Source organism: Edaphobacter sp. 12200R-103 (assembly GCF_010093025.1).
Classification (GTDB): domain Bacteria; phylum Acidobacteriota; class Terriglobia; order Terriglobales; family Acidobacteriaceae; genus Edaphobacter.
Genome location: NZ_CP048114.1, coordinates 1,129,962 through 1,151,515, shown reverse-complemented (window position 1 = coordinate 1,151,515; position 21,554 = coordinate 1,129,962). Strand labels below are relative to the sequence as shown.

General features: G+C 58.2%; 17 protein-coding genes. 13 read left to right on the top strand and 4 right to left on the bottom strand.

Annotated features, from left to right (window positions below; translation table 11 throughout):
- The first annotated feature begins 13 nt into the window (after positions 1–13).
- From GWR55_RS04770 to GWR55_RS04745, 6 genes are all read left to right on the top strand, one after another.
- Complete coding sequence (locus GWR55_RS04770) at positions 14–1,801, top strand: long-chain fatty acid--CoA ligase (RefSeq protein WP_162401234.1); 1,788 nt, start codon at positions 14–16, stop codon at positions 1,799–1,801.
- A gap of 85 nt (positions 1,802–1,886) precedes the next feature.
- Positions 1,887–2,699 carry an HAD family acid phosphatase gene (locus tag GWR55_RS04765; protein ID WP_162401233.1) on the top strand — a complete coding sequence of 271 codons (813 nt, stop codon included), beginning with the start codon at positions 1,887–1,889 and terminating at the stop codon, positions 2,697–2,699.
- A 15-nt stretch (positions 2,700–2,714) separates the two neighbouring features.
- Complete coding sequence (locus GWR55_RS04760) at positions 2,715–3,758, top strand: MBL fold metallo-hydrolase (protein WP_162401232.1); 1,044 nt, start codon at positions 2,715–2,717, stop codon at positions 3,756–3,758.
- A 40-nt stretch (positions 3,759–3,798) separates the two neighbouring features.
- Entirely contained in the window at positions 3,799–4,842 is a 1,044-nt protein-coding gene (locus GWR55_RS04755) for a 6-phosphofructokinase (RefSeq protein ID WP_162401231.1), read from the top strand.
- A gap of 146 nt (positions 4,843–4,988) precedes the next feature.
- Complete coding sequence (locus GWR55_RS04750) at positions 4,989–5,240, top strand: helix-turn-helix domain-containing protein (RefSeq protein WP_162401230.1); 252 nt, start codon at positions 4,989–4,991, stop codon at positions 5,238–5,240.
- 45 nt (positions 5,241–5,285) lie between these two features.
- A complete protein-coding gene (locus GWR55_RS04745) occupies positions 5,286–5,843 on the top strand; it encodes a DNA-3-methyladenine glycosylase I (RefSeq protein ID WP_162401229.1) in 558 nt (185 codons plus the stop codon).
- 20 nt (positions 5,844–5,863) lie between these two features.
- Here the strand turns inward: GWR55_RS04745 and GWR55_RS04740 are convergent, their stop codons facing one another.
- Complete coding sequence (locus GWR55_RS04740; protein ID WP_162401228.1) at positions 5,864–6,742, bottom strand: metallophosphoesterase; 879 nt, start codon at positions 6,740–6,742, stop codon at positions 5,864–5,866.
- Between the two features lie 71 nt (positions 6,743–6,813).
- Here GWR55_RS04740 and GWR55_RS04735 point away from each other — a divergent pair, with 71 nt between their 5' ends.
- The 6 genes from GWR55_RS04735 (at position 6,814) to GWR55_RS04710 (ending at position 13,943) form a co-directional block, all read left to right on the top strand.
- The gene (locus GWR55_RS04735; protein WP_162401227.1) at positions 6,814–7,899 is read left to right on the top strand and encodes a Xaa-Pro peptidase family protein; all 1,086 of its coding nucleotides are present in this window, start codon (positions 6,814–6,816) and stop codon (positions 7,897–7,899) included.
- A gap of 39 nt (positions 7,900–7,938) precedes the next feature.
- Positions 7,939–8,451, top strand: coding sequence for an acetyl-CoA carboxylase biotin carboxyl carrier protein (gene accB, locus GWR55_RS04730; protein WP_162401226.1), 513 nt, complete (start codon positions 7,939–7,941; stop codon positions 8,449–8,451).
- Positions 8,452–8,520: 69 nt separating this feature from the next.
- Positions 8,521–9,882: an acetyl-CoA carboxylase biotin carboxylase subunit gene (gene accC, locus GWR55_RS04725; RefSeq protein WP_162401225.1), complete on the top strand. Its 1,362-nt coding sequence runs from the start codon at positions 8,521–8,523 to the stop codon at positions 9,880–9,882.
- Between the two features lie 22 nt (positions 9,883–9,904).
- Positions 9,905–10,549, top strand: a complete 645-nt coding sequence (thiE, locus tag GWR55_RS04720) for a thiamine phosphate synthase (RefSeq protein ID WP_162401224.1) — start codon at positions 9,905–9,907, stop codon at positions 10,547–10,549.
- 253 nt (positions 10,550–10,802) lie between these two features.
- Positions 10,803–12,314 (top strand): APC family permease, encoded by a 1,512-nt coding sequence (locus GWR55_RS04715; RefSeq protein ID WP_162403775.1) that lies wholly within the window; start codon positions 10,803–10,805, stop codon positions 12,312–12,314.
- A gap of 21 nt (positions 12,315–12,335) precedes the next feature.
- Positions 12,336–13,943: an amino acid permease gene (locus GWR55_RS04710; RefSeq protein ID WP_162401223.1), complete on the top strand. Its 1,608-nt coding sequence runs from the start codon at positions 12,336–12,338 to the stop codon at positions 13,941–13,943.
- Positions 13,944–14,199: 256 nt separating this feature from the next.
- Here GWR55_RS04710 and GWR55_RS04705 read toward each other — a convergent pair whose 3' ends face one another.
- The 3 genes from GWR55_RS04705 to GWR55_RS04695 all read right to left on the bottom strand — a co-directional run bounded on the left by GWR55_RS04705 (position 14,200) and on the right by GWR55_RS04695 (position 19,421).
- On the bottom strand, positions 14,200–16,929 hold the full coding sequence (locus GWR55_RS04705) for a hypothetical protein (protein ID WP_162401222.1): 2,730 nt from the start codon (positions 16,927–16,929) through the stop codon (positions 14,200–14,202).
- Between the two features lie 190 nt (positions 16,930–17,119).
- A complete protein-coding gene (locus GWR55_RS04700; RefSeq protein WP_162401221.1) occupies positions 17,120–17,872 on the bottom strand; it encodes an ABC transporter ATP-binding protein in 753 nt (250 codons plus the stop codon).
- Positions 17,873–18,020: 148 nt separating this feature from the next.
- Positions 18,021–19,421 (bottom strand): efflux RND transporter periplasmic adaptor subunit, encoded by a 1,401-nt coding sequence (locus tag GWR55_RS04695; RefSeq protein WP_162401220.1) that lies wholly within the window; start codon positions 19,419–19,421, stop codon positions 18,021–18,023.
- A 302-nt stretch (positions 19,422–19,723) separates the two neighbouring features.
- Here GWR55_RS04695 and GWR55_RS04690 point away from each other — a divergent pair, with 302 nt between their 5' ends.
- Positions 19,724–21,451, top strand: a complete 1,728-nt coding sequence (locus GWR55_RS04690; protein WP_162401219.1) for a GWxTD domain-containing protein — start codon at positions 19,724–19,726, stop codon at positions 21,449–21,451.
- The last annotated feature ends 103 nt before the right edge of the window (positions 21,452–21,554 follow it).

Here is a 21,554-nt window from a genome sequence, read left to right as displayed (position 1 = left end):
TGGTTCGATACATATGTTTGATCTGCAAACGTTGAATGATGTTCTGGTCCGGGCCACGGGGCGCGGCGATCGTGTCGTGATGATGGCGCAGGAGTCACCCACGCAGTGGTCCTCCATCACATCGGACCAGTTGTATGGCCGTGTCCGTTCTTTGGCCGATGCCCTCATGACCTGGGGGATTGGAAAGGGAGATCGCGTGGCCCTGCTGTGCGAAAACCGATGGGAGTGGCCTGTGGTCGATTTCGCGGTACTCGCCATTGGAGCGGTTGATATTCCTCTGTATCCCACGCTTACACCGGATCAGATCGGCTACATGCTTCGCGATTCAGGAGCCCGGGCGATCTTCGTCTCAACCCAGGAGCAGTTTCAGAAGATCTGCGAGGCGGGGGAACTGCCCGACCTTGAGCATGTGGTGGTGATGGACCCCGGAAGCTACGAAGGAGCGACGGCCTTCTCCGAGCTGATGAAGGATGCTGCCGGAAGGCAGCAGAGGGATGCCGCCTTCGACGCCATGCTGCAGAACGTCCAGCCAGAGGACCTGGCAACCATCATCTATACCTCGGGCACGACGGGCGAACCCAAGGGAGTCATGTTGACCCACGGAAACCTTGCGAGCAATCTGAATTATTCCACCGGCCCGCTTGGACTGGGGGAAGAGGATGTCAGCATCTCCTTCCTGCCGCTGTCGCACGTAACAGCGCGCCACCTGGACTACGCTCTGCTGTGCCATGGCACGAAGCTTGCCTACTGCGTGAAGTTCGAGCAGCTTGCGGAGGCGATGAAGATCGTGCGTCCTACCATCTTCGTCGCCGTACCACGCGTCTATGAGAAGATTCGCCAGGCCGTCGAGGCGAAGTCTGCCGCATCCCCGTTGAAGCACAGGATCTTCCAGTGGGCTTTTGCCGTGGGCAAGCAGCACAGGGCGGAGATTATCACCGACAGAAGGCCGGGAGGACTTGCATGGAAGCTGGCCCACAAGCTCGTCTTCAGCAAGATTGCCGAGGCCTTTGGCGGTCGCACGCGGATCTTTATCGCAGGTGGAGCTCCGCTCGGGATCGACACGGGAGGGTGGTTCGCCGATGCCGGCATCTCCATCCTCGAAGGCTACGGACTCACGGAGACCTCGCCTGTAATCGCATTGAACTATCCCGACGCTAACAAGATCAGCACGGTTGGTAGATCGCTCGAAAACGTACAGTGCAGGTTCGCTGAAGACGGAGAGCTCGAGGTGAAAGGACCGTCTGTCTTTGTCGGCTATTGGAACAAGGCCGATCAGACGCGTGAGGCCTTTACGGCGGATGGCTGGTTCAGGACAGGAGATATTGGAAACCAGGATGCCGAGGGATTTCTCTCAATCACCGATCGTAAGAAAGAGCTGCTAAAGACCAGCGGAGGCAAGCTGATCGCACCCCAGCCCATCGAGAACAAGCTGAAGGCCAACACGCTGGTGGGCAATGCAGCCATGGTGGGCGACAAGCATAAATTTGCCTGCGTATTGATCTCACCGAACGTTGCCGCTCTCAAAAGCTGGGCCAGCGGACAAGGGGTAACTGTCGATGACATGGAATCACTGGCCAAAGACCCAAAGGTCGTCAAGGCCTATGAAGAGATCGTGGGTCGTGTCAATCAAGGTCTGGCCCACTTCGAGAGCATCAAACGCGTATGCGTCGTTCCAGACGAGTGGAGCGTAGAGACGGACGAGCTGACTCCTAGCCTGAAGTTGAAACGCCGCGTGATTGAGAAGAAGTATGCAAAGCAGATTGAGGAGTTTTACGCGGATGAGGCGACCTCCCGGGCATAGCCATGATGAAGACGGAGAACAGAAGCGACGATAACCTCTTCCGCACCATGCCGTACAGGAGAATCATCGTGGTGGAGGCGATTCAATGAGGACCAGGCCCGGTTTTCTTGCAATGGCTCTGCTGACGCAGATGATGCTGGCACAAGGGCCTCCGGGACCGCCCGCTTGTCCTGTAGAACCCGGTGGCAGGCCTGTAACTCTTACGCCTGCCCATCGGCCAACAGCGCAACAGATTCGCGAAACAGCAGAGAAGGCGGCCGCAGATTCCAGCGTGCTCGTCTCTGCTGAGCCCGTTCCCAATTTCGGCGTGGAGCGTTACCGCCTTGCCGACTATGCAGAGTGTGTGGGCGATGATGGCTGCTACTGGGCCGATCTGGAGGCGCAGACCCGCCGCGCCGAGGCAGTGCTTGATCGCGCGGTCGCTTCCAGAAAGCCCAACGAGAGACTCGCTGCTGTGCTCGATATAGATGAGACATCGCTGTCCGGCTTTTGCGAGTTGAGGCGCGAGGACTACGGTTTCTTTCTCACACAGATGAACCACTGGATGACAACGCCCGAGGCGGCTGCGCCCATCTCGGGAACACTGCGACTATTCAACAAGGCGCGTAGCGAAGGAGTCGATGTCTTCTTCATCACGGGTCGATGGGATGAGTTGCGAGAGGCTACGGCTCACAACCTGGAGCTTGCCGGATTCAAAGGATGGAAGGGGCTGGCGCTACGGAAGGGAGCGCAGAAGCAGATGACTACCGTGGCCTATAAGAGCCGGGAACGACAAAAGATCGTAGATGCAGGCTACCGCATCGTATTGAACATGGGCGATCAGTGGAGCGACCTGAACGGCGAAGCGCGTGGAGAGACAAGCGTAAAGCTGCCGAATCCGTTCTACTATCTTCCTTGATCGCGGAGGTGACCGATGGAATCCATTGAAGCCACGGAGGCGGAACGGTCAGGCACGCTTCTTCGGCGTGCCGTACAGCAGAGAAGACGTTTTATGAATCCGCTGCCAACGACGGTTGGTGGCTGGGAGACGATGCGGAAGGCGCTTCCACTGTATTTCATAAACAAGGAAGAAAAGTATCCTCGAACTCCGCCGGGACCGTTTCATACTGATCCCGCTATCTATTCCAGCCCCCCGGCAAGTGGTCTCCGGATCACGTGGATGGGGCACTCTTCCACCTTGGTGGAGATCGACGGCAAACGCATTCTGCTCGACCCCGTATGGGATCAAAGAGCCTCTCCTTTCCGATGGGCCGGTCCGCGTCGATTCTTTCCCGCTCCACTAAAGCTCGATCAGCTTCCGAAACTCGATGTCGTTCTCATTTCTCATGACCACTACGATCATTTGGGAGAATCGACGATCCGAAAGCTGGCATGCCTGAATACGATGCGCGAGACCGAGTGGGTCACGTCCCTGGGTGTTGGAGCCATCCTTGAGGAGTACGGCGTCAAGCGCCGGCGCATCACGGAGCTCGATTGGACGGAGCGATGTGGGGACGCCTCGATGGAAATCATTGCGTTGCCCTCGCGGCACTTCTCAGGACGAAGCCTCTTCAACCGCTGCGAGACGTTGTGGTCATCCTTTGTCCTGAAAGGAGCTGGCCGTAACGTCTATTTCGGTGCAGACTCCGGCTGGTGGTCCGGATTTGCAGAAATTGGAGCCGAGTACGGTCCGTTCGACTTGACGATGCTCGAGATCGGAGCCTTCCACGAGCTGTGGAGTGACATACATCTTGGCCCCGCAGGAGCGGTCCAGGCGTTCGAAGCTCTTGGCGGCAATGGCCTGCTGATGCCGATCCACTGGGGCCTTTTCGATCTTGCTTTGCACGGATGGAAGCAGCCCATTGAGCGGCTCTGCGAGATTGCAGCAGAGAAACAGATTCCCCTCTGGATTCCTGCACCTGGCATGCCGACTGAGGTTGTCGGAAGGACACCGCTGTCCTCACAATGGTGGCGTTAAGGCTGCGGTATCATTCTCCCGTCGTACAAAAGGAGAATCGATGCGTGTTGGAATGTTGACGGGCGGGGGTGACTGCCCAGGCCTGAACGCTGTAATTCGTGGTGCTGTACGGAAGGGAATTCTGCATCACGGTGACGAGTTTGTAGGATTCATGGAGGGATGGCGCGGTGTGATCGAAAATACGACCATGCCTCTCAATCTTGAGACGACCTCAGGAATCCTGCACAGAGGTGGAACCATCCTTCGCTCGTCGCGAACCAATGTGAAGAAGATTCCGGGAGGCTTTGAAAAGTGCCTGGAGACGATTGAGAAGAACAAGCTGGATGCCCTGATTGCGCTCGGGGGCGATGATACCCAGTCCATCTCCCTGGCTCTCAGTGAGCGCGGCGTAAAGTGCGTCGGTGTTCCCAAGACGATTGACAACGATCTCAGCGGCACCGATCAGTGCTTTGGCTTCGATACCGCGGTCAGCATCGCGACCGAAGCCATCGATCGCCTGCACTCCACTGCCGAGTCGCACAATCGCGTACTCGTCGTTGAGGTGATGGGGCGTGACGCCGGATGGATTGCCATTACTTCGGGAATCGCTGGTGGGGCAGACGCCATTCTTGTTCCCGAGCTGCCGATCGACCTCGACGAGGTATGCCGGCTTCTGAAGTACCGTCACGACCACGGCAAGAAGTTCTCCATCGTCGTCGTGGCCGAGGGCGCTCATCTGCCTGCGGGCGGGCAGTCAACCCACGACACCTCCCTCGATGCCTTCGGTCATGCCCGCCTCAGTGGAGTCGCACAGGCGCTCGCAGAGGAGATTGAGAAGCGCACGAAGTACGAAACACGTAGCGTGAACCTTGGGCACACGCAGCGCGGTGGTACTCCTACGGCCTACGATCGCATGCTGGCGACCCGTTATGGTGTGGCGGCCATCGACCTGGTCCATCAGGGCAAGTTCGGGCGCCTGGTCGTCCTCAAGGGAACCCAGATATCTGATATTCCGCTGGCAGACGCCATCGCCAAGACGCGCACGGTCGGCGAGGATCTGCTGGAGGTTATGCGGAGCCTTCAGCCCCCTGTTGGGGCTGTTTAACGATCAGTTATCAGCAACTTGAGGTCTTTCCTCTTAGAAATCCATTGAACGGGCGAAAGAAAGGGAATACAAAGAATGTGCCGGGTTTACGGCATGTTTCCCTGGTATTTCGCCCGTTTTCCAGATTTTAGGGGAGGTCTCGACCGATGGCACAGGCACAGACGGCAGCGCGTGAGGTGATGGACATCCGGCAGGCATCGGAGTATCTCGGCATCAGCGGAGATAGCCTTTATCGCTATGCGTCGGAAGGATTTATCCCCGCGTTCAAGCTTGGTAACCGGTGGCGGTTCAAAAAATCGCTGCTCGATGCCTGGATGGACGAAAAGAGCGGCGCCAAGCCATCTGCACCTGCCAATGTTTCTCCTAAACAAAAGAAGCCTGCAGGTCGCGCCCGCTGAAGACCTTCTGCACCCTTTGTCTCTAGCCGTGAATCTATCTCTGTCATGGAAGAGATCGTTCGCTGCAGCTGGGCTCAAAGTGATCCGCTGTTATCCACCTATCACGATGAGGAGTGGGGAGTACCCGAATATGACAGCCGGGCGCTCTGGGAGAAGCTGATGCTGGACGGCTTTCAGGCCGGTCTGTCCTGGCTGACCGTCCTGCGAAAGCGGGAAGGATTCCGCAAGGCCTTCTATAACTTCGACCCTGTGAGAGTCGCCCGGATGGGCGAGAAGGACGTCAGCCGGCTTCTGAACGATGCTGGCATTATCCGTTCGCGGACAAAGATCGAAGCTACGATCAACGGGGCAAAGGTCTATCTGAGCATGAAGGAGCGGGGTGAGGATCTGTCGACCTGGGTGTGGAGCATGGCTGGCGGTAAGCCCATTCGCAATACGACCGGAAAGGTGCCAGCGAAAACGGATCTCTCGGAACGCATCTCAAAGGAACTGCGGAAGAAGGGATTCAAGTTTGTCGGGCCGGTGATCGTCTATGCGTGGCTGCAGGCAACCGGCATAGTTGATGATCACGCCCCAGACTGCTTTCGCCGCACAAGTGCATAGAGCGACTTCATCCAGAGTTGCTATGCAGTTTGCAGCGTATGGATGGTGAGCTCCGGCGGGCAATCGAACCGGAAGGGAAGGCCGACTGCTCCCAGCCCGCGGTTTACATACAGCTGTAAAGAGCCGAATGTGAAGTGCCCCATGACATACTTCTGTCCCATTGGCGGAAGGATCAGCGGGCCGTAGAAGGGAATTCGCACCTGTCCGCCGTGCGAGTGTCCAGACAGCATCAGGTCGGCCAGCTTGCCCTTCGGGTGCTGCAGGACCGTATCCACATAGTCCGGCTCATGCACCATCAATAAAACGGGGCCATCCGGCCTGTCCGGAATCGTCAGGTCGAGGTCAGGATGGCTTGTCCCGGCATCATCCGTTCCGCAGAGCCACAGCCGTGCTCCTGCCCGTTCGATCGGGACATGTTCATTTACCAGCACGGGAATCTTCTGGGACCGTAGTGCTCCGATCACCAGCGGAGCACTGACCCCGACATCGTGATTCCCCAGAATGGTGTAGACCTGAGGAGCCTTCAATGTACTGAGGATCTCTGCGCAGCGGTACGCTGCGTGACGGCTGTCGAGAAAGGTCAGCGATCCGCGGGTGACAAAGTCTCCGGTGACCAGTACAAGGTCGGGAGCCAGTTGATTGACGCGATGGACGGCATGCTCCAGAAAGAACGGTTCGGTGAATTCATCCAGATGAATGTCCGAGATCTGTGCGACGCGGAAGCCATAAAATGCCGAGGGGAGATTCGCAATCCTGATGGTTGTGTTGACGATATCGAGATCGTGACGCGCGATCTCTCCGGAGTACAGAGCCAGCCCCGCGGCAGCTACGCCGGAACCAAGAATGAAATGACGGCGTGAGATGCGAGACCGCGAGGTGCCCTCCGGCGAAACGGACATAAGCCCATGATAACGGTTCGGGAACCAGAGTTACTACGCTCGAAGTGCATTCGTTGAGTAGAATCAAAAGGATGAACTATAAGGCGCGAAAGAGAGCAGCGAGCCAGTGGATGAAACGTTCCGGGCTGGATGCTCTGCTCATCACGCATCTGCCGGATGTGCGCTATCTCTGCGGCTTCACCGGCTCCAATGCAGCCCTGGTCCTCACTGGAGGTAAGTCGGTCCTGTTTACGGATGGCCGCTATATCCAGCAGGCAAAGGAAGAGGCGGGTGGAACCAAGGTTGTCATTGAAAAGAAATCCGCCGTCACGGCGGCGTGCGAGTGGGTTGCTGACTCCGGGGTTGCTTCCTGCGGCTTCGATGCCTCGATCACAACGGTCGCTGCACTGGAAGGCATGCGTAAGGCAATTCCAGCCAAGGTGCGGCGCAGACTCTTTGTCGCATCGGATGCTCCGGTGGCGACTCTGCGGCAGGTCAAGGATGAAGATGAGATCCAGAAGCTTCGGCAGGCTGCGAAGCTGGGATGCAGTCTCTTCGACGGAATGCTGGAGTATCTCCGGCCCGGCCTGACGGAGATCGATGTCGCCGCCACCCTCGAATACCGCGCGCGTCAGGCCGGCGCCGAGGCCATGTCCTTTGAAACGATTGTAGCCAGCGGACCGCGCAGTGCCATGCCGCACGGTCGGGCAAGCACGGCAAAGCTGCCCCGTCGTGGCTTCGTAACGCTCGACTTCGGTGTTGTGCTGGATGGCTATATGAGCGACATGACGCGCACCGTGCATCTCGGCAAGGCGCAGCCCGAGGAGAGAGACGTGTATGATGCGGTTCTGGAGGCGCAGGAGGCAGCGGTCGCTGCGGTCGCTCCCGGGGTCTCTGCGGGCGAGATCGACGAAGCCGCACGAAGCGTGCTTCGCCGCGCTGGACTCGACCGGTGGTTCACCCATTCCACGGGCCACGGCGTAGGATTGGAGATTCACGAACTGCCCAGGCTGGCTGCAAAGCAGACGCAGAAGCTTGAGCCCGGAATGGTAATTACGATTGAGCCGGGGGTTTATATGCCCGGAAAGTTCGGCCTCAGAATTGAGGATATGGTCCTGGTAACGTCAGAAGGGCACGAGATCCTGACGCCAAGCGTGAAAGCCTGGATCGAGCTGTAAAAAATAACCAGAAGTGCCGCAACAGGCACAGGAGTGACGATGGACGGAACAAAGATGCAGGAGCTTCGCGAGCTGGTGGAGTTTCTCAAGGCCAACGAGATCGCCGAGTTCGACATGGAGCAGCCCGATCTGAAGGTGCGGATCAAGTTTGCGGGTGAGCCGGCGCCGGCAGCGGCCTCGGGAGCTTTCGACCTGGCACAGTTGAGCCGGCTGGTTTCATCGGCCCCTGGTTCTGTTCCTGCCTCTCCGGCAGCTACAGCCCATCCTGCCAGCCTTGGCGCTGCACCGGATACCTCTGCTCCGGCAGAGAAGCTGCACGAGGTCAAGTCGCCGATCGTCGGAACCTTCTACGAGTCACCCGCCCCCGGCGCGCCTTCGTTCGTTCAGATTGGCGATCAGGTCGAGGCCGGACAGGTGCTCTGCATCGTCGAAGCGATGAAGCTGATGAACGAGATCGAGTCCGATATTGCCGGCGAGGTCGTTCGCAGGATCGCCAACAGCGGTCAACCCGTAGAGTACGGACAGCCGCTCTTTGAGATTCGGCCGCGGTAATTTTTTCGTTGCGTTTGTCTCGTGTAAAGGGATGGACGATCCTGACTTTGACGGAAGGCATCGGGGTTTATGTTTCGGAAGGTACTGATTGCAAATCGTGGGGAGATCGCACTGCGCGTCATCAGCGCGTGCAAGGAGCTTGGGATCCGCACGGTTGCGGTTTACAGCGAGGCCGATAGAAATTCGCTGCACGTAAAGTTTGCCGATGAGGCTATCTGCATCGGACCTCCGCGTTCGGCGGAAAGCTATCTGAATGTGCCTGCGGTCATCTCGGCCGCTGAGATCACCGATGTGGACGCAATCCACCCGGGTTATGGCCTGTTGAGCGAAAATGCCAACTTCGCCGAGGTATGCCGCGCCTCGAACATCAAGTTCATCGGGCCTCCCCCCGAGGTCACGCGCATGATGGGCGAGAAGTCTACGGCGCGCCAGACGATGAAGAAAGCCAAGGTCCCCATTCTTCCCGGCTCCGATGGCATCATCGCCAGCGAGGGCGAGGCATTGGAGTGGGCGAAGAGCGTCGGTTACCCCGTCATCCTCAAGGCCGTCGCAGGTGGCGGAGGACGCGGCATGCGCATCTGCCGCAGCCCCGAGGAACTACCCGGGCTATATAACCAGGCATCCACGGAAGCTGCTGCTGCGTTCGGCAATGGCGATCTCTACATGGAGAAGTTCATCGAGCGTCCGCGCCACATCGAATTCCAGGTGCTGGCCGATGAGCACGGCAACGTAATGAGCCTGGGCGAGCGTGAGTGCTCCATTCAGCGTCGCCATCAGAAGCTCATCGAGGAGGCGCCAAGTCTGCAGATCACCCCGAAGCTCCGCGAGGAGCTGGGCAAGACCATCAAGAAGTCTCTCGAAAGTATCGGCTACTGGAATGCAGGCACGATCGAATTCCTGATGGACGAGGATGGCAAGATCTACTTCATTGAGATGAACACCCGTATCCAGGTGGAGCATTGCGTCACCGAGATGGTGACCGGGATTGATCTGGTGAAGGCGCAGCTTCGTATCGCAGCCGGTGAAAAGCTCAACGCCATCGTTCCCGGCCCGGTCGAGATTCGCGGCCATGCGATCGAGTGCCGCATCAATGCGGAGCATCCTGAGAAGTTCACCCCCAGTGCGGGCAAGATCACAGCCTTCAACGTGCCGGGCGGCAATGGCGTTCGCGTTGATACCGCGCAATACGCCGAGGGTGTCGTCCCTCCGTACTATGACTCCATGATCGCCAAGCTCATCTGCCACGGTAAGGATCGCGAGGAGGCCATGAACAAGATGCAGCGTGCCTTGAGCCAGTTCGTCGTGCAGGGAATCCACACGACCATCCCGCTGCATCAGCGTATCTTCGCCGATGAGGAGTTTCGCGCCGGTAAGTTCGATACGAAGTTTATGGAACGGTTTCTGGAGCGCCAGAACGACGTGAAGGCTTGAGGTGCGGCAGAAGAAAGATCCCTTGGGATTCCTGAGAGTTCCACGTCTTTACCCCATCGTAGATTCCGAGATGCTGGCGGCTAGAGGTATCGATCTACGTTCCTTTGTGGAGGAACTTCGAGACGCCGGCGTCACCCTCCTTCAGTATCGCGACAAGACCGGTTCGTCGGAACAGATTCTGCGGAACTCCCGCGCAATCTCAGGAATCTTCCAGGGAGCAGACGTCACTCTGGTCATGAATGATTCCCCGGAGTTGGCGCGTCTTGCCGGATGGCGTGCCGTCCACGTCGGCCAGACCGATGCAGCCATTGCAGAGGCTCGGCTTGCACTCCCGCACGGTATCGTCGGCTGCTCCACGCACTCCACCCGGCAGGTCATAGAAGCGGATGCCGCTGGCGCCGATTACATCGCCATCGGTCCTGTCTTCTCCACCTCAACCAAGCGAAATCCTGATCCTGTCGTTGGGCTCGAAGGAGTCCGGCAGGCACGCGCTCTAACCTCCAAGCCGTTGGTGGCAATAGGGGGAATCACAGCCGACAGTGCGGGCAGTGTTATTGAGGCGGGCGCGGATAGTGTTGCAATCATCGGTGCTTTCTTCCATCCTGGAGCTACCGCAGCGCAGTGGGTCGAGACCTTTATACGCGCAATGCCGAAGTCCACCGCCTGACAGTTCCTCTAATTTCGCGAATAGATGACATCGAAGCTCAGTGCATGTCGTCAAAGTGGTCGTGGAATATCCGCTTTCTTGAGAGTGTCATTCCGACCGGAGCGTAACGGAGTGGAGGAATCTGCTTTTCTTCCGGAGACTAAGTTGCTGGAAGACTTTCTCCGCCATTTGGGATAGAAAAGACTGCAACGTGAAGAATTCTTCCAGGCAAGCTGACGTGACCTCCGCGACTCAGCCCCAGTTCGTGCAGGGGATGGGGTTATTCTCTGCGACTGCGATCGTGATGGGTTCCATGATCGGATCGGGCATCTTTATTGTGCCGGCCGATATGTCACGCCTCCTTGGCTCTCCCGCGCTACTGATTGGTGCGTGGCTGGTGACCGCAGTGATGACCATCATCGGCGCTCTCAGCTACGGAGAGCTTGCGGCGATGATGCCCAAAGCAGGCGGCCAGTACATCTACCTGCGCGAATCTCTGGGACCGCTGTGGGGATTTCTCTACGGCTGGACGCTCTTTCTCGTCATTCAGACGGGTACCATCGCTGCCGTCGGAGTGGCCTTCGGCAAGTTCCTTGGAGTCTTCTTTCCCTCCGTCAATACAAGTCACTGGCTCTGGCACATCGGGCATGTTCCTGCATGGCATGTGGGCCCGATGGTTCTCGGCAATATGGACATCGGTCTGAATACTGCCAACCTTGCAGCCATCGTCGTGATCATTCTGCTGACGCTCCTTAATACCTTCGGCGTCAAAATGGGTGCGGCTGTACAGAACCTCTTTACCTCGGCCAAGGTTCTTGCGCTGGCGGCTATGGTTCTGGTTGGCCTGGTCGTGCGGGATCCCGCTGCCTTGGCTGCCAATTTTGGCGCGGGCTGGCATAACTTCTGGGCTGGCGCAGGCTGGCACTCTCTGCATGCCTCGCAACTCGGTGGGACAGACTATGTCGGCATTCTGACCATCCTGGCGATCGTTCAGGTGGGCTCGCTCTTCAGTGCCGATGCATGGAACAACGTCACCTTTACTGCGGGCGAGATTCGCAACCCGAAGCGCAATCTTCCACTTTCGCTCGCCATCGGTACAGGCGTGGTCCTGCTGCTCTACGTGCTGTGCAACTTCGTCTTTCTGAGTGTGCTTCCTCTTGTGGGCGATCCGCACGCGACAACCATTGCAGGGCGGGGAATTCAGTTCGCGACGGAAGATCGCGTCGCTACTGCCGTGATGGAGCGCGCATTTACAGGCTACGGAGCCAGACTGATGGGGCTGGCAATTCTCGTCTCCACCTTCGGCTGCGCCAATGGGATGCTGCTGGCCGGCGCTCGCGTCTACTACGCCATGAGCCGAGACGGACTCTTCTTCAAGTCGGTCGGCAAGCTGAGCGAGCGGTCGAAGACCCCGGTCAATTCGCTGTGGGTGCAATGCATCTGGACGTGCCTGCTCTGTCTGTCAGGAAGCTACTCCCAGCTCCTCGATTATGTGATCTTTGCGGTGCTTATCTTCTATATCCTGACGATAGCGGGGCTGTTTGTGCTTCGGCGGACCCGGCCGGAGGCGCAACGTCCGTATCGCGCCATCGGCTATCCCCTGCTGCCGGGTCTTTATATCGTCATGGCAGCCTGGATTTGTCTTGTACTATTGCGTTACAAACCCCAATATACCTGGCCGGGGTTGATCATCGTTCTCCTGGGTGTTCCGGTATATCTGGTATGGAGCCGGCGGAGTGCCGCGTTGGAGGCGGAGGCTGCCGAATTGAGAACCACCGGGACGTAGAGAAGGAGAACCATAGGACGAATGTCGAAGTTGTTTATCAGAAAACCGATGGACCTGCTGCTTGCCGAGGCTGAGGCCGAGGGCGAACAGACGCTGGAACGTGTGCTTGGACCGTTTCAACTGACTGCGCTCGGCGTGGGTGCGGTGATTGGCGCAGGCATCTTTGTCATGGCGGGGCTCGGAGCCCATTACGCTGGCCCGGGGTTGATGCTTTCGTTCGTACTCTCAGGCCTGGGCTGCGGGTTTGCCGGACTCTGCTATGCGGAGTTCGCGGCCATGATTCCGTTGGCCGGCTCAGCCTACACCTATGCCTACGCTACCCTGGGAGAGCTGATCGCCTGGATCATCGGCTGGGACTTGACGCTGGAATACGCTATGGGAGCTAGTACCGTCAGTTCCGGCTGGTCCAACAACTTCGTAGAGCTGTTGGACGTATTCAACCTGAAGTTTCCCTTGTGGCTGGCCTACGATCACTGGACCGGCCTGCGCAAGGCGATGGAAGAGGTGGCCCGTCAGGTCATGGCAACGAACTTCCCGGCGCTGGCCCCCGGAACGCAGGATTACATCAAGCAGATGAGCGACATTGTCGCCGCGCCGACAGCCGAGATGGTCACGCGGGCCCACCAGGTTCTGGGCGCACCCGTCCTGTTTGGCCATGAGATCGGGATCAATCTTCCGGCCCTTGTCATCGCGCTCATCATTACGACCGTGCTCGCTATCGGCATCAAGGAGTCGGCGAAGTTCAATTCGACCATCGTGGTGTTGAAGGTCGCCGTGGTGCTGTTTGTCATCGGTCTGGGCGCGAAGTATGTTCACCCTGGCAACTGGGGCGCCAACTGGCATGAGTTCGCTCCGTTCGGAATGAGTGGCATCGGAGCCGCAGCGGCCTACATCTTTTTTGCCTACATCGGCTTCGACGCGGTTTCGACGACGGCTCAGGAAGCGAAGAACCCGCAGCGCGACCTGCCGATCGGCATGATCGCTTCACTCGTGATCTGTACGGTGCTTTACATCGGTGTCGCGGCCGTGCTCACAGGCATGGTGCCATGGCAGTCCGTCAATATCGAGGCGCCGCTGGCGCGGGCCTTTCTGGACCGCGAGCTAATCGGGGCTTCGAACATCATTATCGTCGGCGCGCTGGCGGGTCTTACCTCGGTGATGCTGGTGATGCTGCTGGGCCAGACGCGTGTGCTCTACGCGATGGCCAGTGACGGCCTGCTGCCGAAGAAGTTCTTCGCCGAAGTTCATCCGCGCTTTCGCACGCCGTTCAGGAACACCTTCCTGGTAGGCACCCTTGCCGGCGTCGTCGGGGCTGTAACTCCAATCGACGATATCGGCAAGATGGTGAACATCGGTACGCTGCTGGCCTTCGTGATCGTATGCATGTCAATCATCGTGCTACGCAGAACCGAGCCGGACCGTCCACGTCCCTTCCGCACGCCATGGGTACCGTTCATCCCGGCCATGGGAATTCTTGCCAATGGCTACCTGATGGTCAAGCTGGGCTGGCTGAACTGGGTCCGCCTGATCGTGTGGCTGGTGATCGGTCTGGTGGTGTACTTCACTTACAGTGTGAAGCACAGCAAGGTGCGAGAGCGAGCGGCCAGCTCCGTCGACGTCAAAGGGTAGGCATTCCTGGCTTATTGCACAAAGTCTTCACAGATAAGACTTATGTTTGGCTTTTGCCATACAAAGCCTTGAAATGACGTAACATGCGGTAATTTATGAAAGGGGTCCCGCAGGGATCCCCTTTCAAGTCTCTGCACTTATTCTAGAAAACCATGTGAATCCTTCGTCGCGATTTTACGACTGTACTTCGCAGACTATAAGCAACTTACTGCATCAGCCCTCTTGATACTGCCTACGGCCACCGACCGAGGATTTGTCAACGGGCCTTACGAGCAGGCTGGGGGGTGGAGGGCGGTGGAGTTGCGGGCGCCGCGGTATCTGGAGCTGTTCCAGGGGGCGCAGGCTCATGGCTATCGGGCGCAGAGGTCGATGAAGGTGGTTCGGCAGGAGCCGTCGGGGAAGTTGCAGGCGGAGGAGCAGCAACGGGCTGTGGTGGTTGTGGCGCCCGTTGAATCTGCACCGGCATTACGACCATATTTTCCGAATCCGGTTCATCCTTGAGTTTGAGGTAGAAGCCGCTCTTCGGGGGGCGGGGAACGGACAGAGTATTCCCCACGAAGCCTTCAGGCACCTGGACTGGGTTAGCAAAGCTGACGTCATTGGAGATGGAATCGACCAGATAAAGATCGGACCCCGACATCGTGCAGAGAGCAGCCGGATCGCTCGGGCAGTGAATCTCCTGCAGGCGAGGCAGGCGGACAAGATTGGCAAGCGAGATCCAGTCGCCTGCGGTGCCCTCAGGACCGATGGGCCGCAGTCGTATGGGGCCATAAGCGGAGGTGCCGAAGGTCTTCAGGGGATCGAAGCTGCCGAGCAGCGTATGAGCGTTCTGAAGGATCAACCCCGAAGAGATGGTCAGGTCCGACCGAAGGCTCTCATCGGCGTTCGCGATCTCAATCTTCCCGTTGCGTGGGAACGGTGAGGCGGAGTGCAGCGAGAAGGTGATTTTCTCATCGACGGGGAGATCGTCAGGATTGGCCAAACGGATCGGCGAGACGCCCTGTTTCGAGATAGCCCGGTTCAGCAAGGTTACTGAGGGACGGGGGGAATCCACAGTGACGACGTGGCTGAGCGTACGGCCATCACGGAGCGCGACGTGTGCCGTCAAATGGTCGCCAGGGTGCAGGTCTGGCCCCTGGGAAGACTCGGGAAGGGAGACGGTCAGGTTCTCTGTACGCTGGCTTGCCCCCGTCTGTCCGGGAGCGATAGCCGGCTCTCCGATGGGGGTAAAGTTCAGATTGTTGACTTCGACCTGACGCACCTGGTTGAGACTCGTCCCCTGGAGCGTTGCTGCCGAGTCACCCGCATGCAGCGTAATCGCAAAGATGCGCGCAGGCTCCGAGAAGGTCTGGGCCGTAACGGCAGCCACAGGCGTCTCACCATACTGATGCACATCCAGGTGGATATTCCCCGGATCGACGGATTTGAGCGAAAGGGTCACATCGACGACGTTCGGTTTGTCCGAACGCTTCCACTGCGCCTCTCCTACGCGGCCGGAGGAGCGCTCAAAAGTAATGTTGTCGATGCATGCCGTCCCGGTGGAGCTGAGGGTGAGATGGTTCTCACGTCCGGCGATCAGGACGGAATCAGTAGCCAGCTTCCAGTCCTTTCCGGCAACGTCCTGGAGAGGAAGCGTCGGGCCCGTGAATGGATCAAAGCCCCAGTATCCGGTGATGGTTCCGGTCACGTCGGTTTTGGGGGCATCGGGATCGGTCGGTGGCTTCGGCTCATTTCCAGATGGCGAACTATCCTTCTTTACCTGGTCGTCGCCCTTGCCGAAGCGTTCATTCGGTAGCGGAATATGCGTGCGGCTTTCCTCCGGACGCAGGACAAGTCCTCCCTTAAAAGGGTCAGGACTTAGGGGGATGTCGGCTCTTGGGGCGCCATTGATATGGAGAACCATGTCGTGCGCAAAGGCTGTAGAGAAGACCAGCGGCGCACCTTCGACCGGAAGAGTGACTCCAGGCTTCAACATGCAGGTAACAAATTGAGCGTCCGAGGCGCGAAGGGGCGGAGGAATCGCCTTCTGGATGGAAGGCAGACCGATGACAATAACCGACTTCGGATTATGGAACGAAGGCGCCGTATTCAGGCGAAGATTCAGGGCCTCGACCTGGGGAAAGGCAATCGCCGGAATGTACTGGTATTGCGCCGTATGGAGGTTACTGGTGAGACGGACCAGATCCACGACGGCGCCCACGTAGGCCGAATAGAGGCCTCCACCTGCGATACTGGTATTGGCTGCAGCGCCGATCAGGGCCGAGGTGTCACTGCGCGAGAGCATGGAGACGACGTTCTCTCCATGTCCGTCATTCAGCAGCGTCTGGGTTCCCGTCTGGGTCAGACAGGCATACTGCTGATCCATGGGTTTGTTGAAACAATCCTGGTTGGGATGCAGATTCAGGGTCCGGGCCAGCAGCTCGGAGTGTTCCTTGAGCGCTTTGGGATCTCCTGGATCGACCGTTTTGATCGCTGCGAGATATTTCTCGATGCGGGCCTGCTCAAAGCCCGCTTCCGTCAGATCCTGCGAGGCACGGACAAAGATCCCCGGCCGGCCCTTAACGGCGGATTTGAGGGTTGAGAAGTCCCCGCCGGTCTCCGGAGCCAGGAACAGGATGGCCTGCTGGGCCTCGTTTGGGACGGTGATGGTCACTCCCTCTTCCCGAACCTTCTTGTCCCATGTCTGGATCTTGTGGAACCACTTGTCTGGAGGGGGATTGGTCGTTCCTCGCAGAAAGACAGCCACCAGCAGGTAATGGACGGACTGAGTTCTGGGAAGATCGGCAAACAGCCACAGCTTATCGCCTGGCTGCAGGTTGGGAACGGAGGCGATCGGCAGGGTCTTGTCTCCCCGAGTAACGCGCACATCGATGCGCGGTCCGGTAAGATCAAACCGACCTGCCTGCCCTAAGGAAATTCGGCAGCAGAAAAGAACGACAATGATTCCAACAACGGCGGCTCGAAGGCGACCGAACAGGAGTCCCATAGCTCCATATTAGACGGCACAGAAGGTCCAACCGGGGATGCTGGTACTGGAGGAGTAACAGGGGGTGCTGTAAGGAGTTGATTACCAGTTATTTCAGCCCACGGAATGGTCTGAAATTCATACCGCCACTATCGAACGGGCTAGAACGAATGACCTATCTGATGGCATCCGCTCTATCGCCAAAGAGAGCTTAGGTGCGGATTCGCCCGGACGCCTGGTCGCTGGCGATAACGCCGTCGCGGATGGTGACGACCCTGTGAGCGAACTCTGCGATGTCGGGCTCATGTGTGACCAGGACGATGGTGTTGCCGCGGGCGTGAAGTTCGTCGAAGAGCGCCATGATTTCGTCGCCGGTCTTGGAGTCCAGATTTCCAGTGGGCTCGTCAGCAAGGATGATCGACGGATTGTTGATGAGAGCGCGAGCGATGGCAACACGTTGACGCTGGCCGCCGGAGAGCTCGTTGGGCTTGTGTAGCATACGTGTGCCCAGACCTACGCTATCGAGAGCTGCCTTGGCGCGCTGGTCGCGCTCCGCCGCAGGGGTGCCGTTGTAGATCAGGGGCAGCTCGACGTTGTGGAGCGCGGTCGCCCGGGCCAGCAGATTGAAGGTCTGGAAGACGAATCCGATCTCCTTGTTGCGGATGCGGGCAAGCTCGTCGTCGTTCAGCTCGGAGACATCGTGGCCGTTCAGCCAGTATTTGCCCTGTGAAGGCGAATCCAGGCAGCCGATGAGGTTCATCAGGGTCGATTTGCCGGAGCCGGACGGCCCCATAATGGCGACGTATTCGTTGTGCCGGATGCGAAGATTGACGCCGCGGAGGGCGTGGACCTCCTGGTCGCCCATCTCATAGGTCTTCCAGAGATTATCGGTGACGATGACGTCTCCGGGATGCGGGCCGGCGGCGTTGCTGACGGTAGTGTCGACTGCGGTTTCGAGAGCCATCCGATTCTCCGGTTGTTTCTCCAGGCCTGTGAGCGACACGAAATGGCCTGGATGATTTCTAGGATAGACCTTTTCGTTACTATACGGCGGCGGCATCGGGGAGGTTCCCTTTGAAGAAAGGGCCTCCATGCGTCCGGCCAAAGGGTCTTTACGAGCCTTCAGCCGGGGTCTCCGGCGTGTTGTCTCTTTTGACGGTGGTCCCGCTCTTGAGGGTGCGAAGAGTTTTGTAGCGCCCGGTAACGATCTCGTCTCCTTGTTTCAGTCCTCCCAATACCTCGATATCCGTGGCTCCGGTAACTCCTGTCTTTACGGGAACGAAGACAGCGCGAAGCTTCTTGCGGTCGTTCCGCAGCACGTAGACGCCGGTGATTGCCTCTCCCTTGGCTGTGGGCGGGGTGGTGCTGGCAGCAACTCCGCTGGTTCCAGGCATCTTGCCGTCATGCTGATCGAGGGTCTTCTCCATCTCCGGATTACGCTGCACCAGCGCCTGGATGGGGATAGTCAGTACATCGGAGCGATGCGCCGTGGTGATCTTTGCGGTAGCGGACAGACCGGGCTTGAGGTCGTCGGAGATCTCATCGAGCGTCACGACCACCTTGAAATCCTTTGCTTCCTCAGTTCCCGTCGTGGATTGACTGGTGGCTAGGCCGGTGGTGCGAAGCAGCGCCTGATCGCCAACTTCAGTGACGTGACCTTTGAAGACGCGGCCGGGAAGGGCATCCACGGTGACATTGACTGGCTGGTTCAGAGCCACATTGACGATATCGGTCTCGTCGACCTTGACTTCGGCGGTGATGACCGACATATCGGCGAGGGTCATCAGGGTGGAGCCTTCGGCGTTCTGGATGCCGACGACGACGGTCTCTCCTTCGCGGACGGGGACGTTGGTCACAAGGGCATCGAAGGGTGCCCTGCTCTGTGTAAGCCCCAGCGAGTAGGTATTGCCGCGCAGGGTAGCAACGGCTTGCTCGACGTGCCCATGGGCCGAGGCAGTCTGCGCCTTTGCCTGGGCGACGGAGGCCTGGCGTTGTTGCAGCGTCGCTTCAGATACGTCGAAGGCAGCCTTCTTGGCGTCATAGTCCTGCTTGGCGATCAGCTTGTCCTCGTAGAGCGCCCGAGCGCGTTCGTAGTCAAAACGCTTCTGCTCAAGATCAGCCTTGGCCTGGGCCACGTTGGCTTCGGCAGTGCGCTCGGCAGCGATGTAGGACTGTACATCCGTCTTCGACGCTGCAATCGTCGCGGTCTGGGCCTGGACGGCGGAGGCCGGCTGCTCGCTCTCGACCGTAGCGACGAGCTGGCCCCTCTTTACGTGGTCGCCTTCTTTGACGTAGAGATGCGTAATTCGACCGAAGGCGGTGGCGCCCACATTGACGTAGGTCTTTGGCTTGATCTGGCCAGTTCCATTGACGATGGATACGATGTCCTGGCGCACGACGTGGCCGGTGGCTACCTTGGTGATGGAATTCTGCTTGTGGCGAATAACGCCGGCGATGACTCCTGCGAGGATCAGGACTCCTACCGCAATCAAGGCGATCTTTTTGATACTCATCGGGATTTTTCTCTGCGTCTTTCTCCGGGCCATCCGGACTGCGCTTGTGGGATTTTATGCTCTGCTATACAAATACGAGGCTCGGCCCTCTCGCGTTCCCGAACTTTTCTTCCGGATGCTGCCGGGCTCTGGCGATGCTTTTTGTGTATCAAATGAGCCAGAACGATTTACGCAGCGTCCAAAAAGAAAAGTCCCAGGCGGAACCTGATGATATCAGGGGCCTCAAGCGTGGTTCTACAGCTTGTAACCGGCATGTAACCCGCACTACAATATTGGCTGGTATCAGGAGCAATCGCAGCACTATGAAAACCTCGCGGCACTTGGTTTGTGGAACGGCCTTCTTCTCACTGGCTCTTTGCGGAGCCTGGATTCTGCCGGCACGAGCGCAGAGCACGCAGGGAGACGTAAAGCAGGGAACTTCGGTTGAGGAGAAACCCGATCCGTTGAAGCGGCGTCTGAGCGACAAAGAGAAGTTCGCACAGCAGAAGGCGCTGAGGCAGGAGTTGAAGGGCGTCTATAAGAAGTGGCTGGACGAGGACGTTCGCTGGATCATCACCGACCAGGAGATGCAGGCTTTTAAGAGTCTCTCGAACGACGAGGAGCGCGACCAGTTTATTGAGCAGTTCTGGCTCCGCCGCAATCCCAACCCCGATTCTCCTGACAATGAGTACCGCGACGAGCACTATCGCCGTATCGCCTACGCGAATGAACACTTCGCCGCCGGTAAGCCGGGGTGGAAGACGGATCGGGGCCATATCTATATTGCCTACGGCAAACCGGACTCGATCGATTCGCATCCGAGTGGCGGAAACTATCAGCGTCCGATGGATGAAGGCGGAGGCAATACTTCGACCTATCCGTTCGAGACGTGGCACTATCGCTATCTGCAGGGCATTGGAGACAATATAGATATTGAGTTCGTCGATACCTGCATGTGCGGCGACTATCACATGACCATCGACCGCTCGGAGAAGGATGCGCTGAAGTACGTGCCGGGGGCCGGTGCGACACTTTATGAGCAGATGGGCATGGCCGAGAAGAAGGACCGCTTCTCCGGCGGCGGCCTGGAGCAGCTTGGAACCGGGCCGATGTCGACGATGAACCAGAGCAAGCAGTTCGACCGTCTGAACCAGTACGCCAAGCTGATGGCCGCTCCTGAGATCAAGTTCAAGGACCTGGAGCAGTACATGGTCAGCTCGAAGATTCTGACCGGACCCCCGTTCCTCTTCGATGTGCGTACGGACTATGTGAAGGTGACCAACGACACCATCCTGGTGCCGATTACTCTGCAGATTCGCAACAAGGACATCACTTTCCAGAACAAGGACGGCGTAGCGACGGGCACGGTTAATATCCTGGGCAGGGTCTCCAACCTCAATCATCGCGTCATCCAGCCCTTTGAAGACACGGTACAGGTGCAGGTTCCGAGCGAGCTTCTGGGCAAGACGCAGAACAATGCCTCGGTTTACTGGAAGTCAATTCCTCTGCGTCCTGGGCTGTACAAGGTCGATATTGTCATCAAGGACGTGAACAACCCCGATCACATCGGACGGTGGCAGCGCAGCATCAACGTTCCCAAATACGATGATGATCGTCTCGCAGCTTCGTCTCTGATTCTTGCCGACCAGATGGAGCGGGTTCCTTCGAAAGATATCGGAGCAGGCAACTTCGTGATCGGGAACACACGGATTCGCCCGCGCGTGTCGTCGGGTGGCAGCCAGCCGGTAACGTTCCATCGCAACCAGAACTTGAACTTCTGGATGCAGGTGTATAACCTCGGAATCGATGAAAAGAGCAAGCACAACGGCGCCAAGATCGAGTATCAGGTAACAAATGTGGCGACCAAGCAGGTGCTGCTGAATACCGAGGAGCTTACCTCGAAGACGAATCCTAATGCGGACCAGGTGACCCTGGAGCGGTCGATGCCGCTGGCAAGCCTGGAGCCCGGCAAATACGAGATCACCATCAAGGTTGACGATGGAATTTCGAAGCAGCAGATCGCAGAATCTGCGCCGTTTGTTGTAGATTGAGGTGTCTTGGTCTTAGACCCTGATGAGGTGCGCAGGCAGGAGGCGACACGGCTTACGTGGATAAGAACTGGCGTAACCGGTCCATAGCGCAACCTTGGAATGA

Coding starts and splice junctions, on each gene's coding strand:
- GWR55_RS04770 (WP_162401234.1), top strand. CDS start 14: ATGTTTGATCTGCAAACGTTGAATGATGTTCTGGTCCGGGCCACGGGG.
- GWR55_RS04765 (WP_162401233.1), top strand. CDS start 1,887: ATGAGGACCAGGCCCGGTTTTCTTGCAATGGCTCTGCTGACGCAGATG.
- GWR55_RS04760 (WP_162401232.1), top strand. CDS start 2,715: ATGGAATCCATTGAAGCCACGGAGGCGGAACGGTCAGGCACGCTTCTT.
- GWR55_RS04755 (WP_162401231.1), top strand. CDS start 3,799: ATGCGTGTTGGAATGTTGACGGGCGGGGGTGACTGCCCAGGCCTGAAC.
- GWR55_RS04750 (WP_162401230.1), top strand. CDS start 4,989: ATGGCACAGGCACAGACGGCAGCGCGTGAGGTGATGGACATCCGGCAG.
- GWR55_RS04745 (WP_162401229.1), top strand. CDS start 5,286: ATGGAAGAGATCGTTCGCTGCAGCTGGGCTCAAAGTGATCCGCTGTTA.
- GWR55_RS04740 (WP_162401228.1), bottom strand. CDS start 6,742: ATGTCCGTTTCGCCGGAGGGCACCTCGCGGTCTCGCATCTCACGCCGT.
- GWR55_RS04735 (WP_162401227.1), top strand. CDS start 6,814: ATGAACTATAAGGCGCGAAAGAGAGCAGCGAGCCAGTGGATGAAACGT.
- accB (WP_162401226.1), top strand. CDS start 7,939: ATGGACGGAACAAAGATGCAGGAGCTTCGCGAGCTGGTGGAGTTTCTC.
- accC (WP_162401225.1), top strand. CDS start 8,521: ATGTTTCGGAAGGTACTGATTGCAAATCGTGGGGAGATCGCACTGCGC.
- GWR55_RS04715 (WP_162403775.1), top strand. CDS start 10,803: ATGGGGTTATTCTCTGCGACTGCGATCGTGATGGGTTCCATGATCGGA.
- GWR55_RS04710 (WP_162401223.1), top strand. CDS start 12,336: ATGTCGAAGTTGTTTATCAGAAAACCGATGGACCTGCTGCTTGCCGAG.
- GWR55_RS04705 (WP_162401222.1), bottom strand. CDS start 16,929: ATGGGACTCCTGTTCGGTCGCCTTCGAGCCGCCGTTGTTGGAATCATT.
- GWR55_RS04700 (WP_162401221.1), bottom strand. CDS start 17,872: ATGGCTCTCGAAACCGCAGTCGACACTACCGTCAGCAACGCCGCCGGC.
- GWR55_RS04695 (WP_162401220.1), bottom strand. CDS start 19,421: ATGAGTATCAAAAAGATCGCCTTGATTGCGGTAGGAGTCCTGATCCTC.
- GWR55_RS04690 (WP_162401219.1), top strand. CDS start 19,724: ATGAAAACCTCGCGGCACTTGGTTTGTGGAACGGCCTTCTTCTCACTG.